Genomic DNA, 20750 nt, shown 5'->3' on the forward strand with positions numbered 1-20750 from the left:
TATATTCGTTAAGCCTTCTTGCCAATTACCACAACATTCTCACTGAGAAAAAAATAATCAGGTACAGCCATATTTTTCGGTGCAGGACCCCCAATTACTCGACCTGATGTATCATAATATGAACCGTGGCAAGGACAGAACCAACCATTACCATCTCTTGTAGCGTGGTCAACCGGTACACACCCAAGATGTGTACATATTCCAAGCATAATTAACCATTCGTCTTTTCCTTCGTATACTCTCTGCTCATCTAATTGAGGATCCCTCAAGCTCTTCACATTCACAGCTCTTGCAGCCTCAATTTCTTGCTTTGTGCGTCTACGAATGAATACTGGTTTACCTTGCCACTTTACTTTTACTCCGTGTCCTTCCTGAATTCCAGACAAATTCACCTCCACTGTGGAAGTTGCTAGAACTTCAGCAGAAGGATTCATAGATTTAACCAGTGGCCAAAGTCCGCTTGCAGCTCCTATACCTGCCATAGCGCATGTAGTTAATGTTATAAAATCTCTCCTACTCTTATTTTTAGTAAGATCTTTAACAGGAGGTGTTTTTTTATCCTCTTTGTCTGCCAGTGGTTTTTTATTTTTAGTTAATTTTTTGTCCATTGATCTTTACTTAGCCATAAGTATATATTTTAATTTAAATACTGCGTATTAATCAACAAAAACTTGCGCTTTTTGTTTAACCTATACTACGGTTAAGAAGCGATAGAGTTTTCAACTTCAAAAATACTATCTTCAGTGGAATCAGGATCTTCAATTTTCGCTACTGACACCACTTTTTCTCTACTTTCTGTTTTAAACAGAGTGACTCCTTGAGTGCTGCGTCCTGCAATTCTAATTTCATTGACCGAAATGCGAATTAACTTTCCTTTATCTGTAATAAGCATTATATTATCACCCTGCTCAACTGGAAAACTAGCAACAACATTACCGTTTCTGCTAGTAGTAAGAATATTGGTGATACCAACACCACCCCTGTTAGTTACTCTATACTCATACGCAGAAGTTCTTTTACCAAAGCCATTTTCAGTAATAGTTACTATAAACTCCTCATTCACTGCAAGTTTTAAGAATAATTCGTTATCTATTCCTAAATCATTCAAAGTCTTTTCCAATTTAGAATCAATGGAGTTATTAATTGCAGTCCCCAGTCTTTTTGCAAGTGGAACTTTTAAGTAAAGTTCTTTTGTTTCTGTTGCTACACCTATCCCATTTAATATGGTCATGGATATCACGCTGTCATTCTTTACAAGTTTGATACCTCTTACGCCATCTGAATTGCGACTCTTAAATTGACGCACATCACTTACAACAAATCTGATACTTTTTCCAAGCGTTGTTGAAAGTAAAACATGGTCAATTTCATTACATACCTTAACCGATACTAATTTGTCTCCTTCATCGAGCTTTATTGCTATTTTTCCATTGCTTGGAATATAGTGAAAGTCCGCTAAGGAGTTACGCCTTATGTTTCCATAGGCAGTAGCAAAAACTATGTTTTGATTTTCGTCATTTTCACTTGGCAATGGCATGATATTAGTTATAGTTTCACCATCGCTAAGCGGAAATATGTTAACAAGTGCTCTTCCACGTGCGGTTGGCTCTGCAAGAGGTAACTTATAAACTTTTAATCTATAAACTCGACCAATGTTAGAAAAGAATAAAAAGCTAGTATGGGTATTTCCAACAAATAATTCTGTGATTACATCCTCTTCTTTTAATCCCTGTCCTAGCTTTCCTTTTCCACCACGACGCTGAGTTCTGTAGTGAGAAAGTTTTACACGCTTGATATAACCATTCATAGTTACGGTTATCACCATATCCTCTTGTGGAATTAGATCTTCAGCTTCAATGTTCGCGTCTGACTCTTCTATTGAAGTTTTTCGCGGCACAGCAAATCTGTTCTTTATTTCTTGTAGATTGTTTTTTATTTCTTTCATCAACTTCTCTCCTGAGCCAAGAAAAGCGATATATTCTTTTATCAGGTTGATCATTGAACTTAGCTCAGCTTCTAATTTGTCTTTTTCAAGGCCTGTTAAACGCTGCAGTTTCATATCAAGGATAGCTTTAATTTGTAGTTCAGTTAATCTATACACTCCATCTTTCAAAAAGCTTGCGCTATCTGAAATCAACTCGATAATAGTATTGATTTCATTCGAAGTTTTCCATTCTTTATTTAAAAGTTCTCTACTTGCTTCCGCAGGATCTTTTGCACCGCGGATGATTTTTATCACTTCATCTATGCTGAGGACCGCAATGTAGAGCCCTATATATATATGAGCTTTTTCCCTCGTTTTTCTTAGACGAAATTCTGTTCTCCTGATTAATACTTCTTTTCTAAAATCAACAAAAGCAGTTATGATTTCTTTCAATGACATCAAAGCAGGCCTGTTGTTATTGAGCACTAAAGTGTTAACACTAAAACTACTTCTTAGTGGAGTTAGCCCCAATATTTGATTAAGTATAAAACTTGCTTCAGCATTTCTTTTGAGGTCAATTACTACTCTAATACCAGACTTATCGGACTCATCCCTAATTTCTGTTATACCATCAATTCTTTTTTCTTTTACAAGCTCACCTATCTTCTCAATTAATTTTACTTTATTTACCTGGTAAGGTATTTCATCAATCACTATTGCTTGCCTATCTTGTGGCAGATCTTCTATATGAGTCTTGCCTTGCACAACAATTGATCCACGACCAGTTGCAAATGCTGATCTTATTCCAGACCTTCCAAGAATTGTTCCCCCAGTTGGAAAATCCGGCCCTGGCATCACTTCAAGTAACTCATCCAAAGTAACTTCAGGATTATTTACATATAATATACAAGCATCTATTATTTCTCCAAGATTATGAGAAGGAATATTGGTTGCCATACCAACTGCAACACCACTTGCACCGTTTACCAATAGATTCGGAAACTCTGCAGGCAGCACAACTGGTTCTGTTTCATTTCCATCGTAGTTTGGCCTAAAATTAACTGTATCTTCATCAATATCATTCAGTAAAAAGTGCGACACTTTTTGAAGTCTTGCTTCTGTGTATCGCATTGAAGCTGGTGGATCTCCATCTATCGAACCAAAGTTACCTTGCCCATCAACAAGTGGTAAAAGAAGAGAGAAATCTTGGGCCATTCTAACCAAGGAATCGTAAATAGCTGCATCACCATGTGGGTGATATTTCCCCATTACATCCCCAACTATACGAGCTGCCTTTTTATATGGCTTACCGGCATCGAATCCAGCTCTTGACATTGCATATAATATGCGCCTGTGAACAGGTTTAAATCCATCCCGCACGTCAGGTATAGCCCGGCTTATGATAACGCTCATTGCGTAGGAAAGATAAGAATCTTCCAGCTCTTTTACTATTGAGATTGGTACTATATTATCCTGCATTTTCTATACTTTAATTGAAGTAATTAATAATACTAACATTCAGTTAAGCAAATGGGCAATGACAGACTTGAACTGCCGACCTCCTCGGTGTAAACGAGATGCTCTACCAGCTGAGCTAATTGCCCCTTTAGATCTAATTCTATAGCTCAATATTATTATTGTAAACAAAAATAGCAATAAATTGTATCCGTTCAGCAGAGTGGCAAAATAGGTAGACAAGGTGATCTAAAAAGATAATCATAGAGTAAATGTGAGGTAAGTCCTTACAATAAATGGTGTCATCCAAGTAGCCGACACTGGGATCCAGAAAAAAGAATGGTGTCATTCCAGTGCTTGACACTGGAATCCAGCTTTTTCATAATCATTAAAACGTTGTATTTTTACATAAAACAGCTATTTTTATGCTCGCCAACTTAATAAAATTCCTGGATCCCAGTGTCAAGCACTGGGATGACACCCTCCTGATGGGCCAAAATCACAATGTTCGTACAGTTATGCATTTGTTGTGTAAATTACCTTTGCAAACAAATGTTCGTACATCTGTGTTTCACACACTTTGCTTCAATATTTGCACATTAGCCACTCCCTTGAACAGATACGATAAATTAGATTTAGGTGAGCTATAAGCTTTTATGAAATCTTTGAGTGCGTGCTGTGAAGTTTTATAAATTTTAGTCTTGCTGTCACTTTGTATAAAGGTATTTTTTCACTCACATCTTTCGAAGTTGTAGCCATGTTCAACAATTTTAAGTAGAATATTGTAGCATTTTGAAAATCTGAAAGTTTATCTAGAATAACAGCTAAATTATAAGTATAAAAAATATTGTTTTCATCGAGGGAAATAGCAGTTATCATATACTCTTTACCTTTTACATAATCCTCCTTTTTCATATAGATCATGCCTAAATTTGCTAATAAAGGAGCATAATTTTTATGTATATCATACAATTTTAACATTTCACTCAACGCCAGATCAGGATTATATTGTGAGATTATCGTCAGAAAATTTTTTAATATGTAAGGGTTACTAGGGTGTTCTTTTAACAGTCTTGTGTAAATCTCTACAGCTTTTTTGTATTCTTTATTAGCGTAATAAATATTTCCCAATCCAATTAAAGCATTTTTATGATAAGGAAACTTTGCAATGATCTGATTAAGGAGAGAAATAGCTGTTTCATTATCTCCTGATTCAAAGGAATCTTTTGCTTTTTTTAAAGTAGAGTATATGTCAAAACTCTTGCCAGAATTCTGCGCAATTTTGATGTTAAATTTATCACTTTTTCTCTCAATAACATCAAGATCTTTATATTTTTTATCAGCTTTTATATGCTTGACAACACTATCAAAAGCCTTCTGTATCTCCAAATTTTCACTAGCATAGGTAACAGAAGACCTCCATAAAATCACAACGCAAATTAACATGCAGATAAACATAGGTCCTAGTGTTGTGGCATTGGCTGCAGCGTGTGACCAGTAAACCTTATTTCTTTGAGCTATATGCAACACATTACAAATTCATAAATGCTAAATTACCTATCTCATACAATAATAAAGATATTATTAATTAGCGGGACGAACATGCTGTGTAGCCTTTCAGAATGCATTTATCTTTTGTCTTCCATATTTCGCTTTATTTCCACAAAAATGCTTCAATTTATCTTAACATTTTGTCAACTACCTTTGTAGATTTAAAAGGGCATTTTTACATATTCCATATGGCTGCCAGTTGCACCCCTCACATGCGTACTCGAATTTCTCTAAAGACATTTTCTCCCTAATCTTTTCTACCGCTTCACTCCAGGTCAAAGTCTCGCCAATTTTAATTCCTAAAATTTCCATATGCCTTCTATCTAGCTCTAAAACTTTAGCTTGTTCGGTGCATTTACCTTGTTTAGTCTGGTTTGGGCAAGCACTACAAATACTATCAAGGTTACCAACTACTTCGATTTGAGTACTAACCACTTCACTTGCTATCTTCCTATAATTTTCTACAAAACCCTGAGAATACCCATATCCCCGAAACGCGAGGGTGCACATAAAATGATGAGGGCGAAATTTTATCATTTTTTCAAATATTGCAAAGCTGCTACAAGTAGAAAAATTTTTATCAAACCAGGAAGGATAAATGGTAAAACACCCACCATTATTGCTTGTCCCAGACCCAAGTAAACAGCAAGCCAACTAACACCACAAATAAAGATTACAACTGTACCAGCCAGACAACTTAAAGAATTACACACAAATGATTTATATTTAGAGTTCAGTAATTCATTTACTTTGCTCATTACCATAACAGCAGCTAAACAGCCAATTAAATATCCACCTGTTGGTCCAAGGAGAGCGTGATAACCACCAGAAAAATTTGCAAGAACAGGCAATCCTGCTGCACCAAGTGATAGATATGTAAGCACAGAATAGAATGCTGTTCTGCGGTTAAATTTAAGCCCAATAAGCATTACTCCTAAAGTTTGCAATGTGATAGGCACAGGCTGCAATGGTATACTTATTTGAGCCATCAAGAATAAAAGTAAAACGCAAGACAATATTTCAGCCAGTGTTGATCTGCTGCTAGATTGTGTTATAAACATACCTTCCCAATAAAAATAACTTATTAAATGTAATATATGTGTATGAGAGGTTTTGCAATTTAAATTTTGCTTATATTGTGCTACAATGAATTATTTATGCACTATTAAATTAAAAATGATGAGTAAACAAGATCTATTATCGTTGATGAAAGCAAGACACAGCGGACGTTCATACGATCCTACAAGAGCAATATCTCAGGAAGACATGGATATTTTAATGGAAGCTGTAAGGCTGACTCCCTCATGTTTTGGTGATGAACCCTGGAGATACGTAATATGCAACAAACAGAACAATCAAAGCGCATGGGAAAAGCTGCTAAATTGCCTTGATGAATCTAATCAAAAATGGGTAAAAGATGCACAAGTGTTAATCATATCTTTAAGCGCTAAGAATTTCCGCAAATCTGATAAAGGTGAAAATTTTTGGGCTAATCACGATACTGGTGCAGCGAATTATGGACTTATGTTACAAGCTGCAGTTATGAACTTAATGGCCCATCAAATGGGTGGATTTGATAGAGATAAAATAGTGAAAGAGTTCAATATACCCAATGACTTTAACGTAATGTCAGTGATAGCGGTTGGTTACGAAGAAGAGGGTGCTGAAACAAGTAAGAAGAAAAGAAGACCAATAGAAGAAATATTTTTTTATGATGAGTGGCCAAAATTCTGAAAATTTTATCAAAATGCACGGCACTGGTAACAATTTCGTTATCATAGACTCACGTTCAACAAACAATTTAGACTGGAACCATAGACAAATTGCTGATCAAAGCAGTTGTGATCAAGTGATAATTATAACAATGTCTAATGCTGCAGACTGTTTTATGCATATCTATAATGCTGATGGCAGTCGAGCTGAAATGTGCGGAAACGCAGCACGCTGTGTTGGATATTTGATAATGTCAGAAAAAGGTGCTGAATACTCCATTATTGAGCTAACAAGCAAACGCATTTTAGAGTGTTTTAAAGTGGGTGATAAATCCATAAAGGTTAACATGGGTAAACCTTTGCTAAAATGGCATGAAATTCCCTTATCTACTGAGTGTGACACTCTTCACTTACCTATAGAGCTTGAAATGCTAAAAGATCCTGTTGCAGTAAATATTGGCAATCCTCACATAGTTTTTTTTGTTGATAACATAAGTGAAATACCATTGCGAAATTTAGGACCAAAGCTAGAAAATCACGCATTATTTCCTCGGAAAATTAATGTTAGTATTGCACAAGTTGAAAAGTCTGGAGAAATAGCTTTAAGAGTTTGGGAAAGAGGTACAGGCATTACTGCATCATGCGGTAGTGCAGCCTGTGCAGCACTTGTTGCATCCACACTACGTGGATATCTGGTTGCCCAACAGACTTCAGTAAATTTACCAGGAGGCAAGTTATTAATCGAATGGGCAAATAACGTATTCATGACCGGTGATATAGGGTTTTTGTGACCCTAATTCTAGTGATGCATTACTTCCAATACCTTCTTACCAATTACTGCAGGGGTTTCAGCAATTGCAATTCCAGCGCTCCGCATAACTTCTAGTTTTGCACCAGCACTTCCACCGCTGGAAGAGATGATTGCTCCAGCGTGTCCCATACGTCTTCCTGGAGGTGCCGTTTGGCCTGCTACAAAACCAACGATTGGCTTTTTAGTTTTTTCTGTTTTCACAAAATGTGATACATCTTCTTCTTCGTTTCCACCTATTTCACCAATAACTACAATACCATGAGTATCGTTATCTTTTAAAAAGAGCTCCATACAGTCGACAAATGTTATACCATGAACTGGATCCCCCCCAATTCCGATACACGTGGATTGACCAAGACCAACAGCGGTTGTTTGTGCTACTGCCTCGTAAGTTAAAGTTCCGGAGCGAGACATAATTCCTATGTGTCCACGCTTATGGATATGGCCAGGCATAATTCCTATTTTGCATTCTTCAGGGGTAATAATTCCCGGGCAGTTGGGACCAATCAATCGACTTTTTGAGCCGATAAGCGCACGCTTAACTTTCACCATATCAAGTATAGGAATGCCCTCTGTAATACAAATTATCAATTCTATTTTTGCATCTATTGCTTCAAGTATTGCAGCAGCAGCAAATTTAGCAGGTACATATATAACTGTAGCATTTGCACCGGTTTTTTCTTTGGCTTCTGCTACAGTATTAAAAACCGGTAAATTAAGGTGAGTGCTCCCACCCTTTCCAGGAGTTACACCTCCCACCATTTTCGTTCCGTAATCAATTGCTTGCTCTGAATGAAATGTGCCTTGTGCGCCAGTAAAACCCTGGCATATTAATCTTGTATCTTTGTTTACTAAAACGGACATGCTTTATTTTACCTCTTTTACTATCTTTTGCGCAGCTTCATCTAGCTCATCTGCAGCAATAATATTTAATCCTGACTCTTCTAAAATTTTTTTTCCTTCTTCAAAATTAGTACCTGATAATCTAACCACTAGAGGAACTTTAATGCTCATTTCTTTTGCAGCCGCAACAATTCCACTTGCGATAATATCGCAACGCATTATACCACCAAATATGTTAACCAGAATTCCTTTTACGTTGCTATCAGACAATATGATTTTAAATGCTTCAGTTACAGTTTCTTTACTCGCTCCACCACCAACATCCAAAAAGTTAGCAGGCTCTGCTCCGTAGTATTTTATTATATCCATTGTTGCCATAGCAAGACCTGCACCATTTACCATGCAACCAATACTGCCATCCATTTTGATGTAACTGAGCCCATACTTTGAAGCCTCTATCTCTTCTTTCACTTCCTCATCATAATCACGAAGTTCCATAATTTCTGGGTGACGATATAAAGCATTATCATCGAAATTAATTTTTGCATCGAGCGCAATAAAATCTCCAGAATTTGTTTCAACCAGTGGATTAATTTCAATTTGGCTCGCATCAGTTGCAATAAACGCATCATATATTTTTCTTGCAATGTTCGATATCTTTTCTATTTGTTCTGGACTCAAATGAAAACTGCTGCTTAACTTGCTGCTATCAAAACTTGTAGCAGGATCAATATCAAATTTCACAATTTTTGCAGGAGAATTTTTTGCCACTTCTTCGATGTCCATTCCACCTTCTGAGGAAAATATGAATATTGGCCTACTGAGCTTCGGGTCGATTACCAGGCTTAAATAATACTCTTTCTTAATGCTTGAGCCTTCTTCAACGTACACTTTTCTTACTTGCTGCCCGCTTGGCCCTGTTTGATGAGTAACTAAAGTCATACCAATCATGTCCTTTACAAACTGTTGAGCTTCTTCAACTGACTTTGCTAGCTTTACGCCACCGGCTTTACCCCTACCACCTGCATGAATTTGAGCTTTAACTACAAACACGTCAGATTTTAATTGACTTACTTGAGTCTTTACTTCTTCTGCAGATGTAGCAACAAAACCTTTTGGCACTGGGACATTAAATTTATGCAAAACTTCTTTCGCTTGATATTCGTGAATATTCATAAAATAACCAATGATAAACTATTAACTTGAGTACAAACTACCAACCATAACGTTGCCTTCTGCACTCTTGTTGGTACCTCTTTTTTTTAGCTTCAGCTTTCTTTTTAGCTCTTTTTTCTGATTTTTTTTCATGATATTGTTTTTTCATTTTCAACCCTCTTCCTTCCTTTTGAATTGTTTTTTTCAATACTGGAAGAGCTCTGTCTACATCACCATAATGGACTGATACTTCTATCAAACTCTATACCTCCTTCGGTAATCATTTCAAAATCTATTTATAAATTAGAAAATTAACATTGTCAATTATTTTATAAACTTGAGCGTTAAAATGTAATATGCCATAATTTACATGGTAAATAATGTCATTCCAGTGTCAGCTACTTGCTTACTGATGGAGATTGCTCTTATGTTACAGCGTTCTTACAATTATACTAACATCGGGGCGGAGAGATTTGAACTCCCGACCCTTTGGTCCCAAACCAAATGCGCTACCAGGCTGCGCTACGCCCCGACTTCTTTACTCAGAGTATCAATAACTCAGGCAAAATGCAAGATTCATTTGTTTACTTTAGAAAAAATATAATATGAGATTTAATATTATCTTAGAATATGTTTTTTATTAGCTCCTCTTTAACAACAGACTGCTTCGTAGAAAGTCTACAGGGTTTTTGTGCGCGCAACACTGAACCAGATTTCTTTATGACCCAAACCTTAGTCATATTTAAAAATCTAGCTACACCAATTGGTGAAAGTGAGTGCAGCAACTACAGCAGTATCGACCCTTAAAATTCTTTTTCCTAGACTCAATTTTTGACAAAACTTATCGGCAAGATCAAGTTCATAAGATGAAAAACCACCTTCAGGGCCAACAATAATAGCAACATTTTTTTTGCCTTTCAGCACTTTGTCAGCTTTACCTGTTTCATCGCACAAAACAAAATTTTTACTCTGGGAATCAGGTAACTCACAAAAGTTAATAGGAGGCAAAATCTCTGGTATACTTATCCTACCTGATTGTTCCGCTGCTTCGATTGCTTGTAATTTTGCTCTACTTAGGTTAATATTTTTTACCACTGTACGTTCCGTTGAAATAAATTGAATGCAGATTACTCCCATTTCAGTTGCCTGTCTTACTATGTTGTTCAAAGCAGCACTTTTTACCATGGCACAATACAGGTATAAATTTTCCTCATATTGCTGTTGTTTAGTGCATTCTTTGGGTGTAACTTCTGTCAATTTACGCGATATATTAACTACTTCTCCTAACCATTCTCCATCTTTTCCATTAAAAAGAGAGAGATTATCATACTTCTTAAGCCGCATTACATTGCAAATATAGTGACTTTGTTGTGGATTAAGTGCTAAACTCACGCCTTGTGATAAAGCTTCTTCAACATAGAGCCTAATTTTTCCCATTCAAAACTTTAATTATATTCTACTTGAGTGACTCTTACGGGATTTGAACCCGTGTTACCACCGTGAAAGGGTGGTGTCCTAACCACTAGACGAAAGAGTCAACTTGAATCTAACTAGGTTATATCGATTACATATATAAAGTCAATTCAATTATTTTGAATCACATAGTTAGAGGGATATATCAGTAATCTTATATCGACAGCCTCCTATTACTCCATGCTCAATACTCACTGAACCTATCTCAGATTTAGGAGCTAATTCTAATTGTTGTTCAACTTTTGTATCGGAATCATAGCCAGAATCGTAGCCAGAATCTCTACGCTCATATTTCTGCCTTATTTCTTCTACACTAAAGCCAGCCTTGGTCTTAATTTTTTGATCATTAGTCTGTTGCTGACTTATCGACTTATTAGCACTTAGCTCATTTAGCTTCACTTGCCAATCATTCACTTTATCTTGCACTAACCCATGGCAAGTTCCAGAATTAGCTTTTATGTCTTTTGCTTTTCTTTCTGCTCTTTTCTTGGACAAATCTACCCTAGCATAAATAGGTTCTGACGACTGTTCTGGCTCTTTCTGTTTTAGGCTAGTAGGCTTTTTTGTTCTGAAAGATCATCTATAGTGCAATAAATAGGTTCTTCTGATATACTCAAATAACCATTATCTTCCAATGATAAATTTTCAGTGGATTTTTTATGTGAATCATATATTTCAGCATAAATAGATTCTTCTGATACACTCAAATAACCATTCTCCCCTAATGAGTTACTAACCTTAGCATCATACACCTCAGCGTAAATTGGCTCTTTTGAAGGCAAAGCATCATAATTAGTGCTCTTTGGCTTATACTCAAAAGTTCTAGAAGGTTTTTGAGGTGGTATTACATTGTTGTTCACCTCAGCGTACATAGTTATTGGCTCATATTCAGAGGTTCTAGTAGGTTTTTGTTGTATAGCTTCAACATTCAAATCATCTGTAGAATAATACTCTGCGCCTTTTCCTAGTAAAAAGGAAACTGTGGGGTGAAGAATTATCTCTGCTGGTAAGTTTTTCTCACTATCCAATTTTAGATTTTTTGATTCTGCTAAACTCTCAATAACACGAATTATAACATTCTTTCCATTCTCATCTATTGAGTGGATATCAGCTCCACGATTAATCAGCAATTCCATTATTTTGTGATCTGTAGCATGTCCTAAAGCCTGATTTAAAGCTTGATTATTATTTATATCAAATGATCCTGTATTCTTGAGAGACATAGTCTTTGAAAAGAATTTTCTAAAACTATTTAATGCATCATAGAGAATTAGAGTCAGTTTAACACCTTTTATGTCATTGTTTTTGACAGATTTAATTAAAAAATTATCTATTATGCCCATGATTATACCCCCTATATAAAAGCTCACTACCATGGTACAATTTTAAACTATGATGATTTATTTTCTACTAATAGCAGCTCTCTATGACCACTTAACAAGTGGTGGCATTGACATCATAATTGCATCTGGATTGCCGTCAGTCATTAAACCAAACCTTGTGCCACGATCGTATAACAGATTGAATTCTACATATCTGCCACGTTTTATTAATTGATTTTCTCGTTGTTCTTTTGTCCAAGATTTTTGTATATGTTTACGTATGATGTGCAAATAAATTTCCAAAAAGGCTTCACCTACTGCTTTTGTAAACTCAAAATCGTTTTCCCAGTTGCTAGAACTCAGATTATCATAGAAAATGCCACCAATACCACGCGGCTCTTTTCTGTGTTGTAAGAAAAAATAGTTGTCACATTGCTCTTTAAATTTTGGATAATATCCGGTGTCAAATCTATCACATGTCATTTTGATTGATTCATGAATATACTTGCAATCTTCTTCATTTTTATATACTGGCGTAAAATCCATTCCTCCACCAAACCATTGTTTTGAAGTATATATCAGCCTTGTGTTCATATGTGCTGCAGGGATAAGTGGCGATTGCATATGAGACACTAAAGATATACCGCTTGCCCAGAACTCTCCGTTACTTTCACTTGCACCAGGAATTTCATTAATGGCTGAATCTGCAAATTTTCCGTGTACTTTTGAAACGTTTACTCCAACTTTTTCAAAAACATTACCAAAAATAATTGTAGATTCACCACCTCCACCACCTGGGCGATCCCACTTTCTCTTTTCGATTTTTGGCTCTGCGGATGATTGTTTTTCAATTAATAAGAAAGATTCTATAATCTTATCTCTTAGTGCACAGAACCATTTAAATGCTTGTGTTTTTTGTTTTTCCATAATACCCTCTTGCTAGCTTATTAACATTGTTATATCTGATATTTAAGGAACTTAATTAGATTTGGATGATAATTATCTATCAAAGACGTTAATAAATCTATAATAATTAAATCAATATAATAGAACATTTTCGTATGTACAACAATGCCAAGTAACAATAATGAATAAAAGATACATAGATAACAAAAAAGAGAACAGGGTTGACTTCATACTAAGAAATTATGGAATGTCAATTGTTGTGATGGCAGTTATTATGCTCTTACCTCCAGTAGCAATATCGATACTCTACTTTTTTGATATATATAGTCAGCATATTAATATAGAGATTAATTTATTAGTTAGCATTCTAACAACTCTCTTTATGATGTATAATGTAAAACGCTACAGATACCTACTTAATACTATAGAATTTCAAAATGCAATATTTGCAAATGCACTAAATCATAATACAGAATTTTGCCTTATTTTACATAAAGATGAAGGTATTATTTATGCTGATGCAAGGTTCTACGAAAGGTTTAAAGATCATATAGATGATGACATTACGTTAGACAAGATTCTTGAAATAGGAGATGTTTCAGAAGCAGACAAAAAAGTACTCTATCATGCACTAAAAAATAACTCTTCTGTACAGGTATGCATTTCCTTAAACAAGAAGAATAGAGTATCTAACTTTCTTTTGCTCTTTGAGCCGATACCAGATAATCCCCAAATTGCTATAAATAGTAATAAGATTTTAAATTTATCATTAGTGCCAATAGCAAGGCCAGATGGGTATTTTGTATTAAAAGCAACACAGATAAACAAGGAGCAGATATATGAAGAGTTAATAGAAAAACACAGCATAGGAACTTACATTGCAAATGCCAAAGGGGTGATTTTATCTGTAAATAAAAGATTTTTAGACATATTTGAACTAAAAAAACTGGAAAAAGGTAGTTCAATCAGTGATTTTATATCTCAATCTAAATATAACAATACAACAACCGATAATGAAATTTTGTTTTTTACTATAAGTGGTATTCCATTCAAGGCTTATATGAGCACTGCTATATTTTGTGATAAATACAACCATAGCTATATATATGGCTTTATAACACCAACCGAATCAAATATTGTTGATTATCAATTACACCCTTGTTTTGCAAATTCATCAATTGCTATTGCACAATGTGACATAAACGGCAACTTTGTAAAGAAAAATACGGCACTAATAAAGCTTGCAGGGTCAGATAATAATTCAATCTTTACGTTGATATTGGATAGTTATCATGTGAAAATACGTGAATATTTTTCGAGTAATAGAATAAATAATGCGTCTTTTGATGTACAGCTCAACGGCGGTAATAACATAAAAATATATTTCAATAAGTTTCTTCATAATAAAATGATCTTCATACTTTGTTATTTTATTGACAATACTGAACACAAAAACCTAGAGATAAAGCTTGAGCATTATCAAAAGATGCAAGCTATAGGGCAGTTAGCAGGTGGTATTGCGCATGATTTCAACAATATATTGACTGGGATAATAGGATTTTGCGATTTGCTTTTACTCCAACACTCAGCTGGTGACCCATCTTTTGGAGATATAATACAGATACAGCAAAATGCAAAGCGTGGATCAAATTTAGTAAGACAATTGCTTGCTTTCTCAAGAAGACAGACCTTGCAGCCAAAAATTATTGATGTAAATAATACTATAGCTAATCTTTATGAAATGATAAAAAGATTAATAGGTGAAAATATAAAATTTAATATTTATTATGGTAGAGACTTGGGTGCTGTTAGGGCTGATCAAGGGCAATTAGAGCAAGTTATACTTAACTTAGCAGTCAATGCTAGTGCTGCTATGGAAAAGGGCGGAGAATTAACTATACGAACTTTTAATCAAAAGATTGACTCATTAAATTCTACACCTCAGGATATGTTTTCTCCAGACAAGGAAGCGATTGAACATGGAAATTATGTTGTGATTGAAGTAATTGATACTGGATGTGGAATGACGAGTGATACAACTGAAAAGATCTTTGATCCATTTTTTTCTACCAAAGATATTACCTCTGGTACAGGTCTTGGCCTCTCTACTGTATATGGCATTATTAAACAAACTGAAGGATACATCTATGTTGCTAGCAAAGTAAATCATGGAACTAAATTTAGCATATTTTTGCCCATGGTTTACATATCAGATGAAAATGATAGAGAGGAAGATAGTGAAGAAACAGAAAAACCGGTAGTAAGTGAAATTAAAGGTAATGGTATAATTTTATTAATCGAAGATGAAGATTCAGTAAGGGAATTCATCTCTAAAGCACTCAAAAGAAAAGGATTTGATGTAATAGAAGCAAGCATAGGCAGCGAGGCGCCAGAAATAATCAGTAAAAAAAGTCAACATATAGATCTTATAATCACTGATGTAATCATGCCAGAGGTGAGCGGCCCAGAAATAGTTAAAGAAGCATTGATCCATAGGCCAAATATCAACGTTATTTTTATTTCTGGGTATGCAGAAGATGCTTTTTTAAAGAGTGATGACATCAATATAGAAGATTTTCACTTTTTGCCAAAACCATTCACTCTGAATGAATTAGGAAACAAGGTTCAAAGTGTGTTACACAAAGCAAAAAAGACAGTCTAATTTTAGTGTGGTTAGCAACAAAAAAATTTTCTAATGCAAAAGTTTCTTGCATATATACAATAGAATTATTTTATACATAAGATAAAAGGCGTGAGCAAGATTATTGCAATAGTAAATCAAAAGGGTGGAGTTGGCAAAACCACAACTAGTATAAATTTGTCGACAGCCTTTGCTGCTGTGGGAAAAAGCACTTTATTGGTAGATCTTGATCCTCAAGGAAATGCTAGCACCGGACTCGGGATTTCTTATCGTAGTAGGGAAGAAAAAAACATATACAAAATACTACTAAGCAGCGAAAATAAATTGATAGAATCGGCAATTTTCAATATAAAGGAAATTCCGAATTTATCGCTAATTTCGTCAGTAGTTGATTTGTCAGCTGCAGAAATTGAATTATCGCAACTTGAGCGAGGAAAATTCGTACTAAAAAGCGCATTGGAGAAGATACGCGATAATTATGAGTATATAATCATCGATTGCCCTCCATCACTTGGGCTTCTGACCATAAATGCTTTGACTGCTGCTAATTCTATTATTGTTCCTCTTCAGTGTGAATTTTTTGCTCTGGAAGGATTAAGCCATTTAGTTAAAACTGTGGAGCTAATAAAAAGGAATAACCTAAACCCTTTTTTGGCAATAGAAGGGATAGTGTTAACAATGTATGACAGGCGCAACAAACTCAGTGAACAGATTAAAAACGATATTTGCCAGTATTTAAATGATAAAGTATACAAAACTATCATCCCATTGTATGAGACTGTTATTCCACGTAACGTACGGTTATCAGAAGCGCCTTCTCATGGAAAACCCGCTATTGTGTATGATCTTAAGTGTCCTGGTGCACAAGCATATATAAGTTTGGCAAGGGAAATTTTAAAAAAGCACGCGAGCAGTTGTAAGGAGAAGAAACTAGTAAGCGAGGGCGTAGTATGAAGGATGATAGACGCCTCGGCAGAGGTCTTGCCGGCCTCATAGGCGATAATTATGATAATAAAGAAGATCGACAAGAGCATTTGCCTATTTCATTACTGCACCCAAGCAAATTTCAACCGAGGAAACATTTTGACGAGGAGTCATTAAGAGAACTTGCAAATTCGATAAAGAAAAGTGGCATTATACAGCCTATCGTGGTACGCAAAGATTCAAATGATGATGGTTATGAAATAATAGCTGGAGAACGTCGTTGGCGAGCAAGCAAGATTGCAAATCTTGATAGTGCACCGGTTATCATAAAAGATCTGAGCGACAAGGAATGCTTGGAAGTATCCATTATTGAAAACATACAAAGGCAAGATATTAATCCAATAGAGGAAGGTGAAGCTTACAGAAAACTGATAGATGAGTTTTTCTATACACATGAGGAATTAGCTTCAGCTATAGGCAAAAGCCGCAGCCACATAACCAATATGATTCGGATGTTGTTGCTCCCTGATAGGGTGAAAACAACGATCAATGAGAAAAAATTGTCTATGGGTCATGCAAGAGCGTTGATTAATGTTGAAAATGCGGAAAGTATTGCAGAAAAAATAGTTTCTCAGGGCTTAAGCGTTAGACAAACTGAAAAACTGATAAAGGACCTACATCAAAACAACAATCAAAAAGAGCAGAGATATACTAGAAATCAAGATATGACAGTAATAGAAGGCGCTATATCTTCTCAACTTGGTTTAAAGATCAAAATTAATGACAACAATTCTAAGGGTAAAGTTATGATACGGTATGATAATCCAAATGAATTGGATTTGATATTGAAAATTTTGAATAGGAAACTTGAGGCATAGCTAGTAGTTGGCTAGCAAAGCAACAAACCAATATCAACTGTTGGTGTCATGAAAGTAGCTGACACTGGAATCCAGGAATTTTATTAAGTTGGTAAGCATAAAAGTATAACTTCTACGTCATACCGCCGCGGTATCCGCTAACAAGCAGCGGGATGACGATTGTCAGGGTATGTCATCCCAGTGCCCTGACTACTTGGATCCAGGAAAAAGAATGGTGTCATCCAAGTAGCTGACACTGGGATCCAGAAGACTTAATTTCAACCAAGTGGCTGCATAATAAAGGCTGGATTCCAGTGTCACGCACTGGGATGACACCCTAGTAGAAATCGTTTTTGTAATTGCAACATTCGTGCAATCTTTAGCCATAAACATTAAGAAATTTACCAAATGAAAAAAAAGGCAAAAGAAGCCCTGGGGTTATTATCCGCTTTAAAATATTGGCGTTTTTTATGTTTTAAACGCTTGAAAAGCAAGATTAAGCTGCTTTTAATTGCAACTAACTTACGCTGCAAATGTTTAAGAAGTTTACTAAGCAGAAAAAAAGACAAAGAACCCCCGAGTTAGCTAGTCTTTTACTATCTCTGTCGAGTATTGGCATTTTTTGATGTCTTGTAACGCTTTATAAGCGCGTTCAGCTTATTTAGATAAAAATCTAGATGTAGATGAAGTTTTGTAAAGACATACAGTATCTATATACTGCAAAAAATTGAACATAAGACGCCGATACATTAAGTAATCCTTACCTTTTAATCTGCAGATTGGCAAAAGCAAATACAATAGCTTCACTATCATGATAAGGGCGCTGGCGAAGGGTGTCAAGTAAGTTTTTTCGTTTCATCCGATGCGCTGCCAAAAGCTATGCAAAAAGTCCAATGAGTTAACTCCCATATATCCTGAGTAATTCTTGTGCATTAGCTTTGATTAGGATAGGGCATTTTCTATCATTTAATAGGGAACGCAATATTTCAGTTGCACCTTTAATGTCGTTATTATGTATCTTTACTACAGCGATAGCTTCTTGGCTTGAATAAGGATACACTGTGCTTGATTCTAAATTATCAATTTTGTCTTTATTTATTTTTTCACCGTTGGAGTGAAGTAAGCTCATTACTTCTAAATATTGTGCTAACTCACGCAAAACATTAGGAGCATCTTTATCATCTGCCAAATCATTATAAATAGATGCTGTGTCTGTTGGCATTGAATCTGAGATATGATTGAATGCGCGTTCAAAATTTGCTAAATACTCCCAATTTGAATCTATTTCTTCTAGCAGCGGCTTATTATCTTTTTTTAAGAATAATACTTCGTAAAACTTGTCACCTGCAGTTATAGATTGTTTTGTGTTATCAATGTTGCGCAATAAGTATAATGTGATGCCAACTAACATTGGCGCGAGTGCAAGCAGAAAGATGTATTTTTTCATGGTAATATTCTGAATAGTTATATATTTATACATTAATGCTTTTGATTTGCAAAAACATATTGACATAGTGATTATATCACATAATAATATTCTTAAAGTTGTTTGAATAGTTGGAGATTAAAATATTTCTAAAGTAGAAATAAAGACAGCAGTATTAAGCTAAATTATTTTTTTGTCGGATTTATCCGATGTACCCTCAACCTTTTATAGGTTGAAGTCTAAATTTGAGAGTTTGATCCTAGCTCAGAATGAACGCTGGCGGCAGGCCTAACACATGCAAGTCGAACGGAGTTATATTGTAGCTTGCTATGGTATAACTTAGTGGCAGACGGGTGAGTAATGTATAGGAATCTACCTAGTAGTACGGAATAATTGTTGGAAACGGCAACTAATACCGTATACGCCCTACGGGGGAAAAATTTATTGCTATTAGATGAGCCTATATTAGATTAGCTAGTTGGTGGAGTAATAGCCTACCAAGGCAATGATCTATAGCTGATCTGAGAGGATGATCAGCCACACTGGAACTGAGATACGGTCCAGACTCCTACGGGAGGCAGCAGTGGGGAATATTGGACAATGGGCGAAAGCCTGATCCAGCCATGCCGCATGAGTGAAGAAGGCCTTTGGGTTGTAAAGCTCTTTTAGTGAGGAAGATAATGACGGTACTCACAGAAGAAGTCCTGGCTAACTCCGTGCCAGCAGCCGCGGTAATACGGAGAGGGCTAGCGTTATTCGGAATTATTGGGCGTAAAGGGCGCGTAGGCGGATTAGTAAGTTAAAAGTGAAATCCCAAGGCTCAACCTTGGAATTGCTTTTAAAACTGCTAATCTAGAGATTGAAAGAGGATAGAGGAATTCCTAGTGTAGAGGTGAAATTCGTAAATATTAGGAGGAACACCAGTGGCGAAGGCGTCTATCTGGTTCAAATCTGACGCTGAGGCGCGAAGGCGTGGGGAGCAAACAGGATTAGATACCCTGGTAGTCCACGCTGTAAACGATGAATGTTAAATATGGGAAGTTTTACTTTCTGTATTACAGCTAACGCGTTAAACATTCCGCCTGGGGACTACGGTCGCAAGATTAAAACTCAAAGGAATTGACGGGGACCCGCACAAGCGGTGGAGCATGTGGTTTAATTCGATGCAACGCGAAAAACCTTACCACTCCTTGACATGGAAATTATACCTATTCGAAGGGATAGGGTCGGTTCGGCCGGGTTTCACACAGGTGTTGCATGGCTGTCGTCAGCTCGTGTCGTGAGATGTTGGGTTAAGTCCCGCAACGAGCGCAACCCTCATCCTTAGTTACCATCAGGTAATGCTGGGGACTTTAAGGAAACTGCCAGTGATAAACTGGAGGAAGGTGGGGATGATGTCAAGTCATCATGGCCCTTATGGAGTGGGCTACACACGTGCTACAATGGTGGCTACAATGGGCTGCAAAGTCGCGAGGCTAAGCTAATCCCTTAAAAGCCATCTCAGTTCGGATTGTACTCTGCAACTCGAGTGCATGAAGTTGGAATCGCTAGTAATCGTGGATCAGCACGCCACGGTGAATACGTTCTCGGGTCTTGTACACACTGCCCGTCACGCCATGGGAATTGGTTTCACTCGAAGCTAACGACCTAACCGCAAGGAGGGAGTTATTTAAAGTGGGATCGGTGACTGGGGTGAAGTCGTAACAAGGTAGCAGTAGGGGAATCTGCAGCTGGATTACCTCCTTAGGCT

At 36.2% G+C, this 20750-nt stretch carries 18 protein-coding genes, 3 tRNA genes, 1 rRNA gene and 1 pseudogene; 7 read left to right on the plus strand and 16 right to left on the minus strand.

Features of this window, described 5'->3' with window-relative positions; all coding sequences use genetic code 11:
• Positions 1–8: 8 nt before the first annotated feature.
• The 6 genes from petA to ACQH3L_RS00905 all read right to left on the minus strand — a co-directional run bounded on the left by petA (position 9) and on the right by ACQH3L_RS00905 (position 5991).
• Positions 9–608, minus strand: a complete 600-nt coding sequence (petA, locus tag ACQH3L_RS00880) for a ubiquinol-cytochrome c reductase iron-sulfur subunit (RefSeq protein ID WP_006279828.1) — start codon at positions 606–608, stop codon at positions 9–11.
• A gap of 92 nt (positions 609–700) precedes the next feature.
• Positions 701–3403 (minus strand): DNA topoisomerase (ATP-hydrolyzing) subunit A, encoded by a 2703-nt coding sequence (gene gyrA / locus ACQH3L_RS00885; protein WP_425384858.1) that lies wholly within the window; start codon positions 3401–3403, stop codon positions 701–703.
• 52 nt (positions 3404–3455) lie between these two features.
• Positions 3456–3528: transfer RNA gene (locus tag ACQH3L_RS00890), tRNA-Val, on the minus strand.
• A 505-nt stretch (positions 3529–4033) separates the two neighbouring features.
• Entirely contained in the window at positions 4034–4909 is an 876-nt protein-coding gene (locus tag ACQH3L_RS00895) for a tetratricopeptide repeat protein (protein WP_425384859.1), read from the minus strand.
• A 168-nt stretch (positions 4910–5077) separates the two neighbouring features.
• Entirely contained in the window at positions 5078–5467 is a 390-nt protein-coding gene (locus tag ACQH3L_RS00900) for a DUF1284 domain-containing protein (protein WP_010082044.1), read from the minus strand.
• Positions 5464–5991 (minus strand): biotin transporter BioY, encoded by a 528-nt coding sequence (locus tag ACQH3L_RS00905; RefSeq protein ID WP_015589442.1) that lies wholly within the window; start codon positions 5989–5991, stop codon positions 5464–5466. The genes ACQH3L_RS00900 and ACQH3L_RS00905 overlap by 4 nt, the downstream gene beginning before the upstream one ends.
• Before the next feature lie 85 nt (positions 5992–6076).
• On the opposite strand from ACQH3L_RS00905, the gene ACQH3L_RS00910 reads away from it, so the two are divergent.
• Positions 6077–6664: a nitroreductase family protein gene (locus ACQH3L_RS00910; RefSeq protein ID WP_425384860.1), complete on the plus strand. Its 588-nt coding sequence runs from the start codon at positions 6077–6079 to the stop codon at positions 6662–6664.
• Positions 6645–7433, plus strand: coding sequence for a diaminopimelate epimerase (dapF, locus tag ACQH3L_RS00915; protein WP_006279822.1), 789 nt, complete (start codon positions 6645–6647; stop codon positions 7431–7433). Before ACQH3L_RS00910 ends, dapF begins: the two co-directional genes overlap by 20 nt.
• A gap of 8 nt (positions 7434–7441) precedes the next feature.
• Here the strand turns inward: dapF and sucD are convergent, their stop codons facing one another.
• The 9 genes from sucD to hemF all read right to left on the minus strand — a co-directional run bounded on the left by sucD (position 7442) and on the right by hemF (position 13173).
• Positions 7442–8317, minus strand: coding sequence for a succinate--CoA ligase subunit alpha (gene sucD / locus ACQH3L_RS00920; protein ID WP_010963102.1), 876 nt, complete (start codon positions 8315–8317; stop codon positions 7442–7444).
• 3 nt (positions 8318–8320) lie between these two features.
• Positions 8321–9472, minus strand: coding sequence for an ADP-forming succinate--CoA ligase subunit beta (sucC, locus tag ACQH3L_RS00925; RefSeq protein ID WP_425384861.1), 1152 nt, complete (start codon positions 9470–9472; stop codon positions 8321–8323).
• Positions 9473–9509: 37 nt separating this feature from the next.
• Positions 9510–9710: a 30S ribosomal protein S21 gene (gene rpsU / locus ACQH3L_RS00930; protein ID WP_006279819.1), complete on the minus strand. Its 201-nt coding sequence runs from the start codon at positions 9708–9710 to the stop codon at positions 9510–9512.
• A 199-nt stretch (positions 9711–9909) separates the two neighbouring features.
• Positions 9910–9983, minus strand: a tRNA-Pro gene (locus tag ACQH3L_RS00935).
• Positions 9984–10201: 218 nt separating this feature from the next.
• Complete coding sequence (locus tag ACQH3L_RS00940; protein WP_006279818.1) at positions 10202–10888, minus strand: 16S rRNA (uracil(1498)-N(3))-methyltransferase; 687 nt, start codon at positions 10886–10888, stop codon at positions 10202–10204.
• A 28-nt stretch (positions 10889–10916) separates the two neighbouring features.
• Positions 10917–10988, minus strand: a tRNA-Glu gene (locus ACQH3L_RS00945).
• 68 nt (positions 10989–11056) lie between these two features.
• Positions 11057–11419 carry a hypothetical protein gene (locus tag ACQH3L_RS00950; RefSeq protein WP_223823129.1) on the minus strand — a complete coding sequence of 121 codons (363 nt, stop codon included), beginning with the start codon at positions 11417–11419 and terminating at the stop codon, positions 11057–11059.
• Positions 11420–11469: 50 nt separating this feature from the next.
• Positions 11470–12267, minus strand: coding sequence for a hypothetical protein (locus ACQH3L_RS00955; protein WP_425384862.1), 798 nt, complete (start codon positions 12265–12267; stop codon positions 11470–11472).
• A gap of 81 nt (positions 12268–12348) precedes the next feature.
• Positions 12349–13173: an oxygen-dependent coproporphyrinogen oxidase gene (gene hemF, locus ACQH3L_RS00960; RefSeq protein WP_425384863.1), complete on the minus strand. Its 825-nt coding sequence runs from the start codon at positions 13171–13173 to the stop codon at positions 12349–12351.
• 160 nt (positions 13174–13333) lie between these two features.
• Between hemF and ACQH3L_RS00965 the strand changes: the two genes are divergently transcribed.
• The 4 genes and pseudogenes from ACQH3L_RS00965 to ACQH3L_RS00980 all read left to right on the plus strand — a co-directional run.
• Entirely contained in the window at positions 13334–15814 is a 2481-nt protein-coding gene (locus ACQH3L_RS00965; protein WP_070357002.1) for an ATP-binding protein, read from the plus strand.
• 90 nt (positions 15815–15904) lie between these two features.
• A complete protein-coding gene (locus ACQH3L_RS00970; protein ID WP_006280226.1) occupies positions 15905–16747 on the plus strand; it encodes a ParA family protein in 843 nt (280 codons plus the stop codon).
• Positions 16744–17595 (plus strand): ParB/RepB/Spo0J family partition protein, encoded by an 852-nt coding sequence (locus tag ACQH3L_RS00975; protein ID WP_425384864.1) that lies wholly within the window; start codon positions 16744–16746, stop codon positions 17593–17595. Before ACQH3L_RS00970 ends, ACQH3L_RS00975 begins: the two co-directional genes overlap by 4 nt.
• A gap of 233 nt (positions 17596–17828) precedes the next feature.
• A pseudogene (locus tag ACQH3L_RS00980) lies at positions 17829–17912 on the plus strand (WPE palindromic element domain-containing protein); the annotation flags it as partial.
• 560 nt (positions 17913–18472) lie between these two features.
• On the opposite strand, the gene ACQH3L_RS00985 reads toward ACQH3L_RS00980, so the two are convergent.
• The gene (locus ACQH3L_RS00985; protein ID WP_010963111.1) at positions 18473–19087 is read right to left on the minus strand and encodes a hypothetical protein; all 615 of its coding nucleotides are present in this window, start codon (positions 19085–19087) and stop codon (positions 18473–18475) included.
• A 154-nt stretch (positions 19088–19241) separates the two neighbouring features.
• Here ACQH3L_RS00985 and ACQH3L_RS00990 point away from each other — a divergent pair.
• Positions 19242–20746 (plus strand): 16S ribosomal RNA (locus ACQH3L_RS00990).
• Positions 20747–20750: the final 4 nt, after the last annotated feature.

The sequence above is a fragment of the Wolbachia endosymbiont (group A) of Sturmia bella genome (genome assembly GCF_964030905.1).
Taxonomy (GTDB): domain Bacteria; phylum Pseudomonadota; class Alphaproteobacteria; order Rickettsiales; family Anaplasmataceae; genus Wolbachia; species Wolbachia pipientis.

What these genes read in the sequence shown, in the direction of transcription:
- petA (WP_006279828.1), bottom strand. Translation starts at nt 608, where the DNA reads ATGGACAAAAAATTAACTAAAAATAAAAAACCACTGGCAGACAAAGAG.
- gyrA (WP_425384858.1), bottom strand. Translation starts at nt 3,403, where the DNA reads ATGCAGGATAATATAGTACCAATCTCAATAGTAAAAGAGCTGGAAGAT.
- ACQH3L_RS00900 (WP_010082044.1), bottom strand. Translation starts at nt 5,467, where the DNA reads ATGATAAAATTTCGCCCTCATCATTTTATGTGCACCCTCGCGTTTCGG.
- ACQH3L_RS00905 (WP_015589442.1), bottom strand. Translation starts at nt 5,991, where the DNA reads ATGTTTATAACACAATCTAGCAGCAGATCAACACTGGCTGAAATATTG.
- ACQH3L_RS00910 (WP_425384860.1), top strand. Translation starts at nt 6,077, where the DNA reads ATGAATTATTTATGCACTATTAAATTAAAAATGATGAGTAAACAAGAT.
- dapF (WP_006279822.1), top strand. Translation starts at nt 6,645, where the DNA reads ATGAGTGGCCAAAATTCTGAAAATTTTATCAAAATGCACGGCACTGGT.
- sucD (WP_010963102.1), bottom strand. Translation starts at nt 8,317, where the DNA reads ATGTCCGTTTTAGTAAACAAAGATACAAGATTAATATGCCAGGGTTTT.
- sucC (WP_425384861.1), bottom strand. Translation starts at nt 9,472, where the DNA reads ATGAATATTCACGAATATCAAGCGAAAGAAGTTTTGCATAAATTTAAT.
- ACQH3L_RS00940 (WP_006279818.1), bottom strand. Translation starts at nt 10,888, where the DNA reads ATGGGAAAAATTAGGCTCTATGTTGAAGAAGCTTTATCACAAGGCGTG.
- ACQH3L_RS00955 (WP_425384862.1), bottom strand. Translation starts at nt 12,267, where the DNA reads ATGGGCATAATAGATAATTTTTTAATTAAATCTGTCAAAAACAATGAC.
- hemF (WP_425384863.1), bottom strand. Translation starts at nt 13,173, where the DNA reads ATGGAAAAACAAAAAACACAAGCATTTAAATGGTTCTGTGCACTAAGA.
- ACQH3L_RS00965 (WP_070357002.1), top strand. Translation starts at nt 13,334, where the DNA reads ATGAATAAAAGATACATAGATAACAAAAAAGAGAACAGGGTTGACTTC.
- ACQH3L_RS00975 (WP_425384864.1), top strand. Translation starts at nt 16,744, where the DNA reads ATGAAGGATGATAGACGCCTCGGCAGAGGTCTTGCCGGCCTCATAGGC.
- ACQH3L_RS00985 (WP_010963111.1), bottom strand. Translation starts at nt 19,087, where the DNA reads ATGTCAATATGTTTTTGCAAATCAAAAGCATTAATGTATAAATATATA.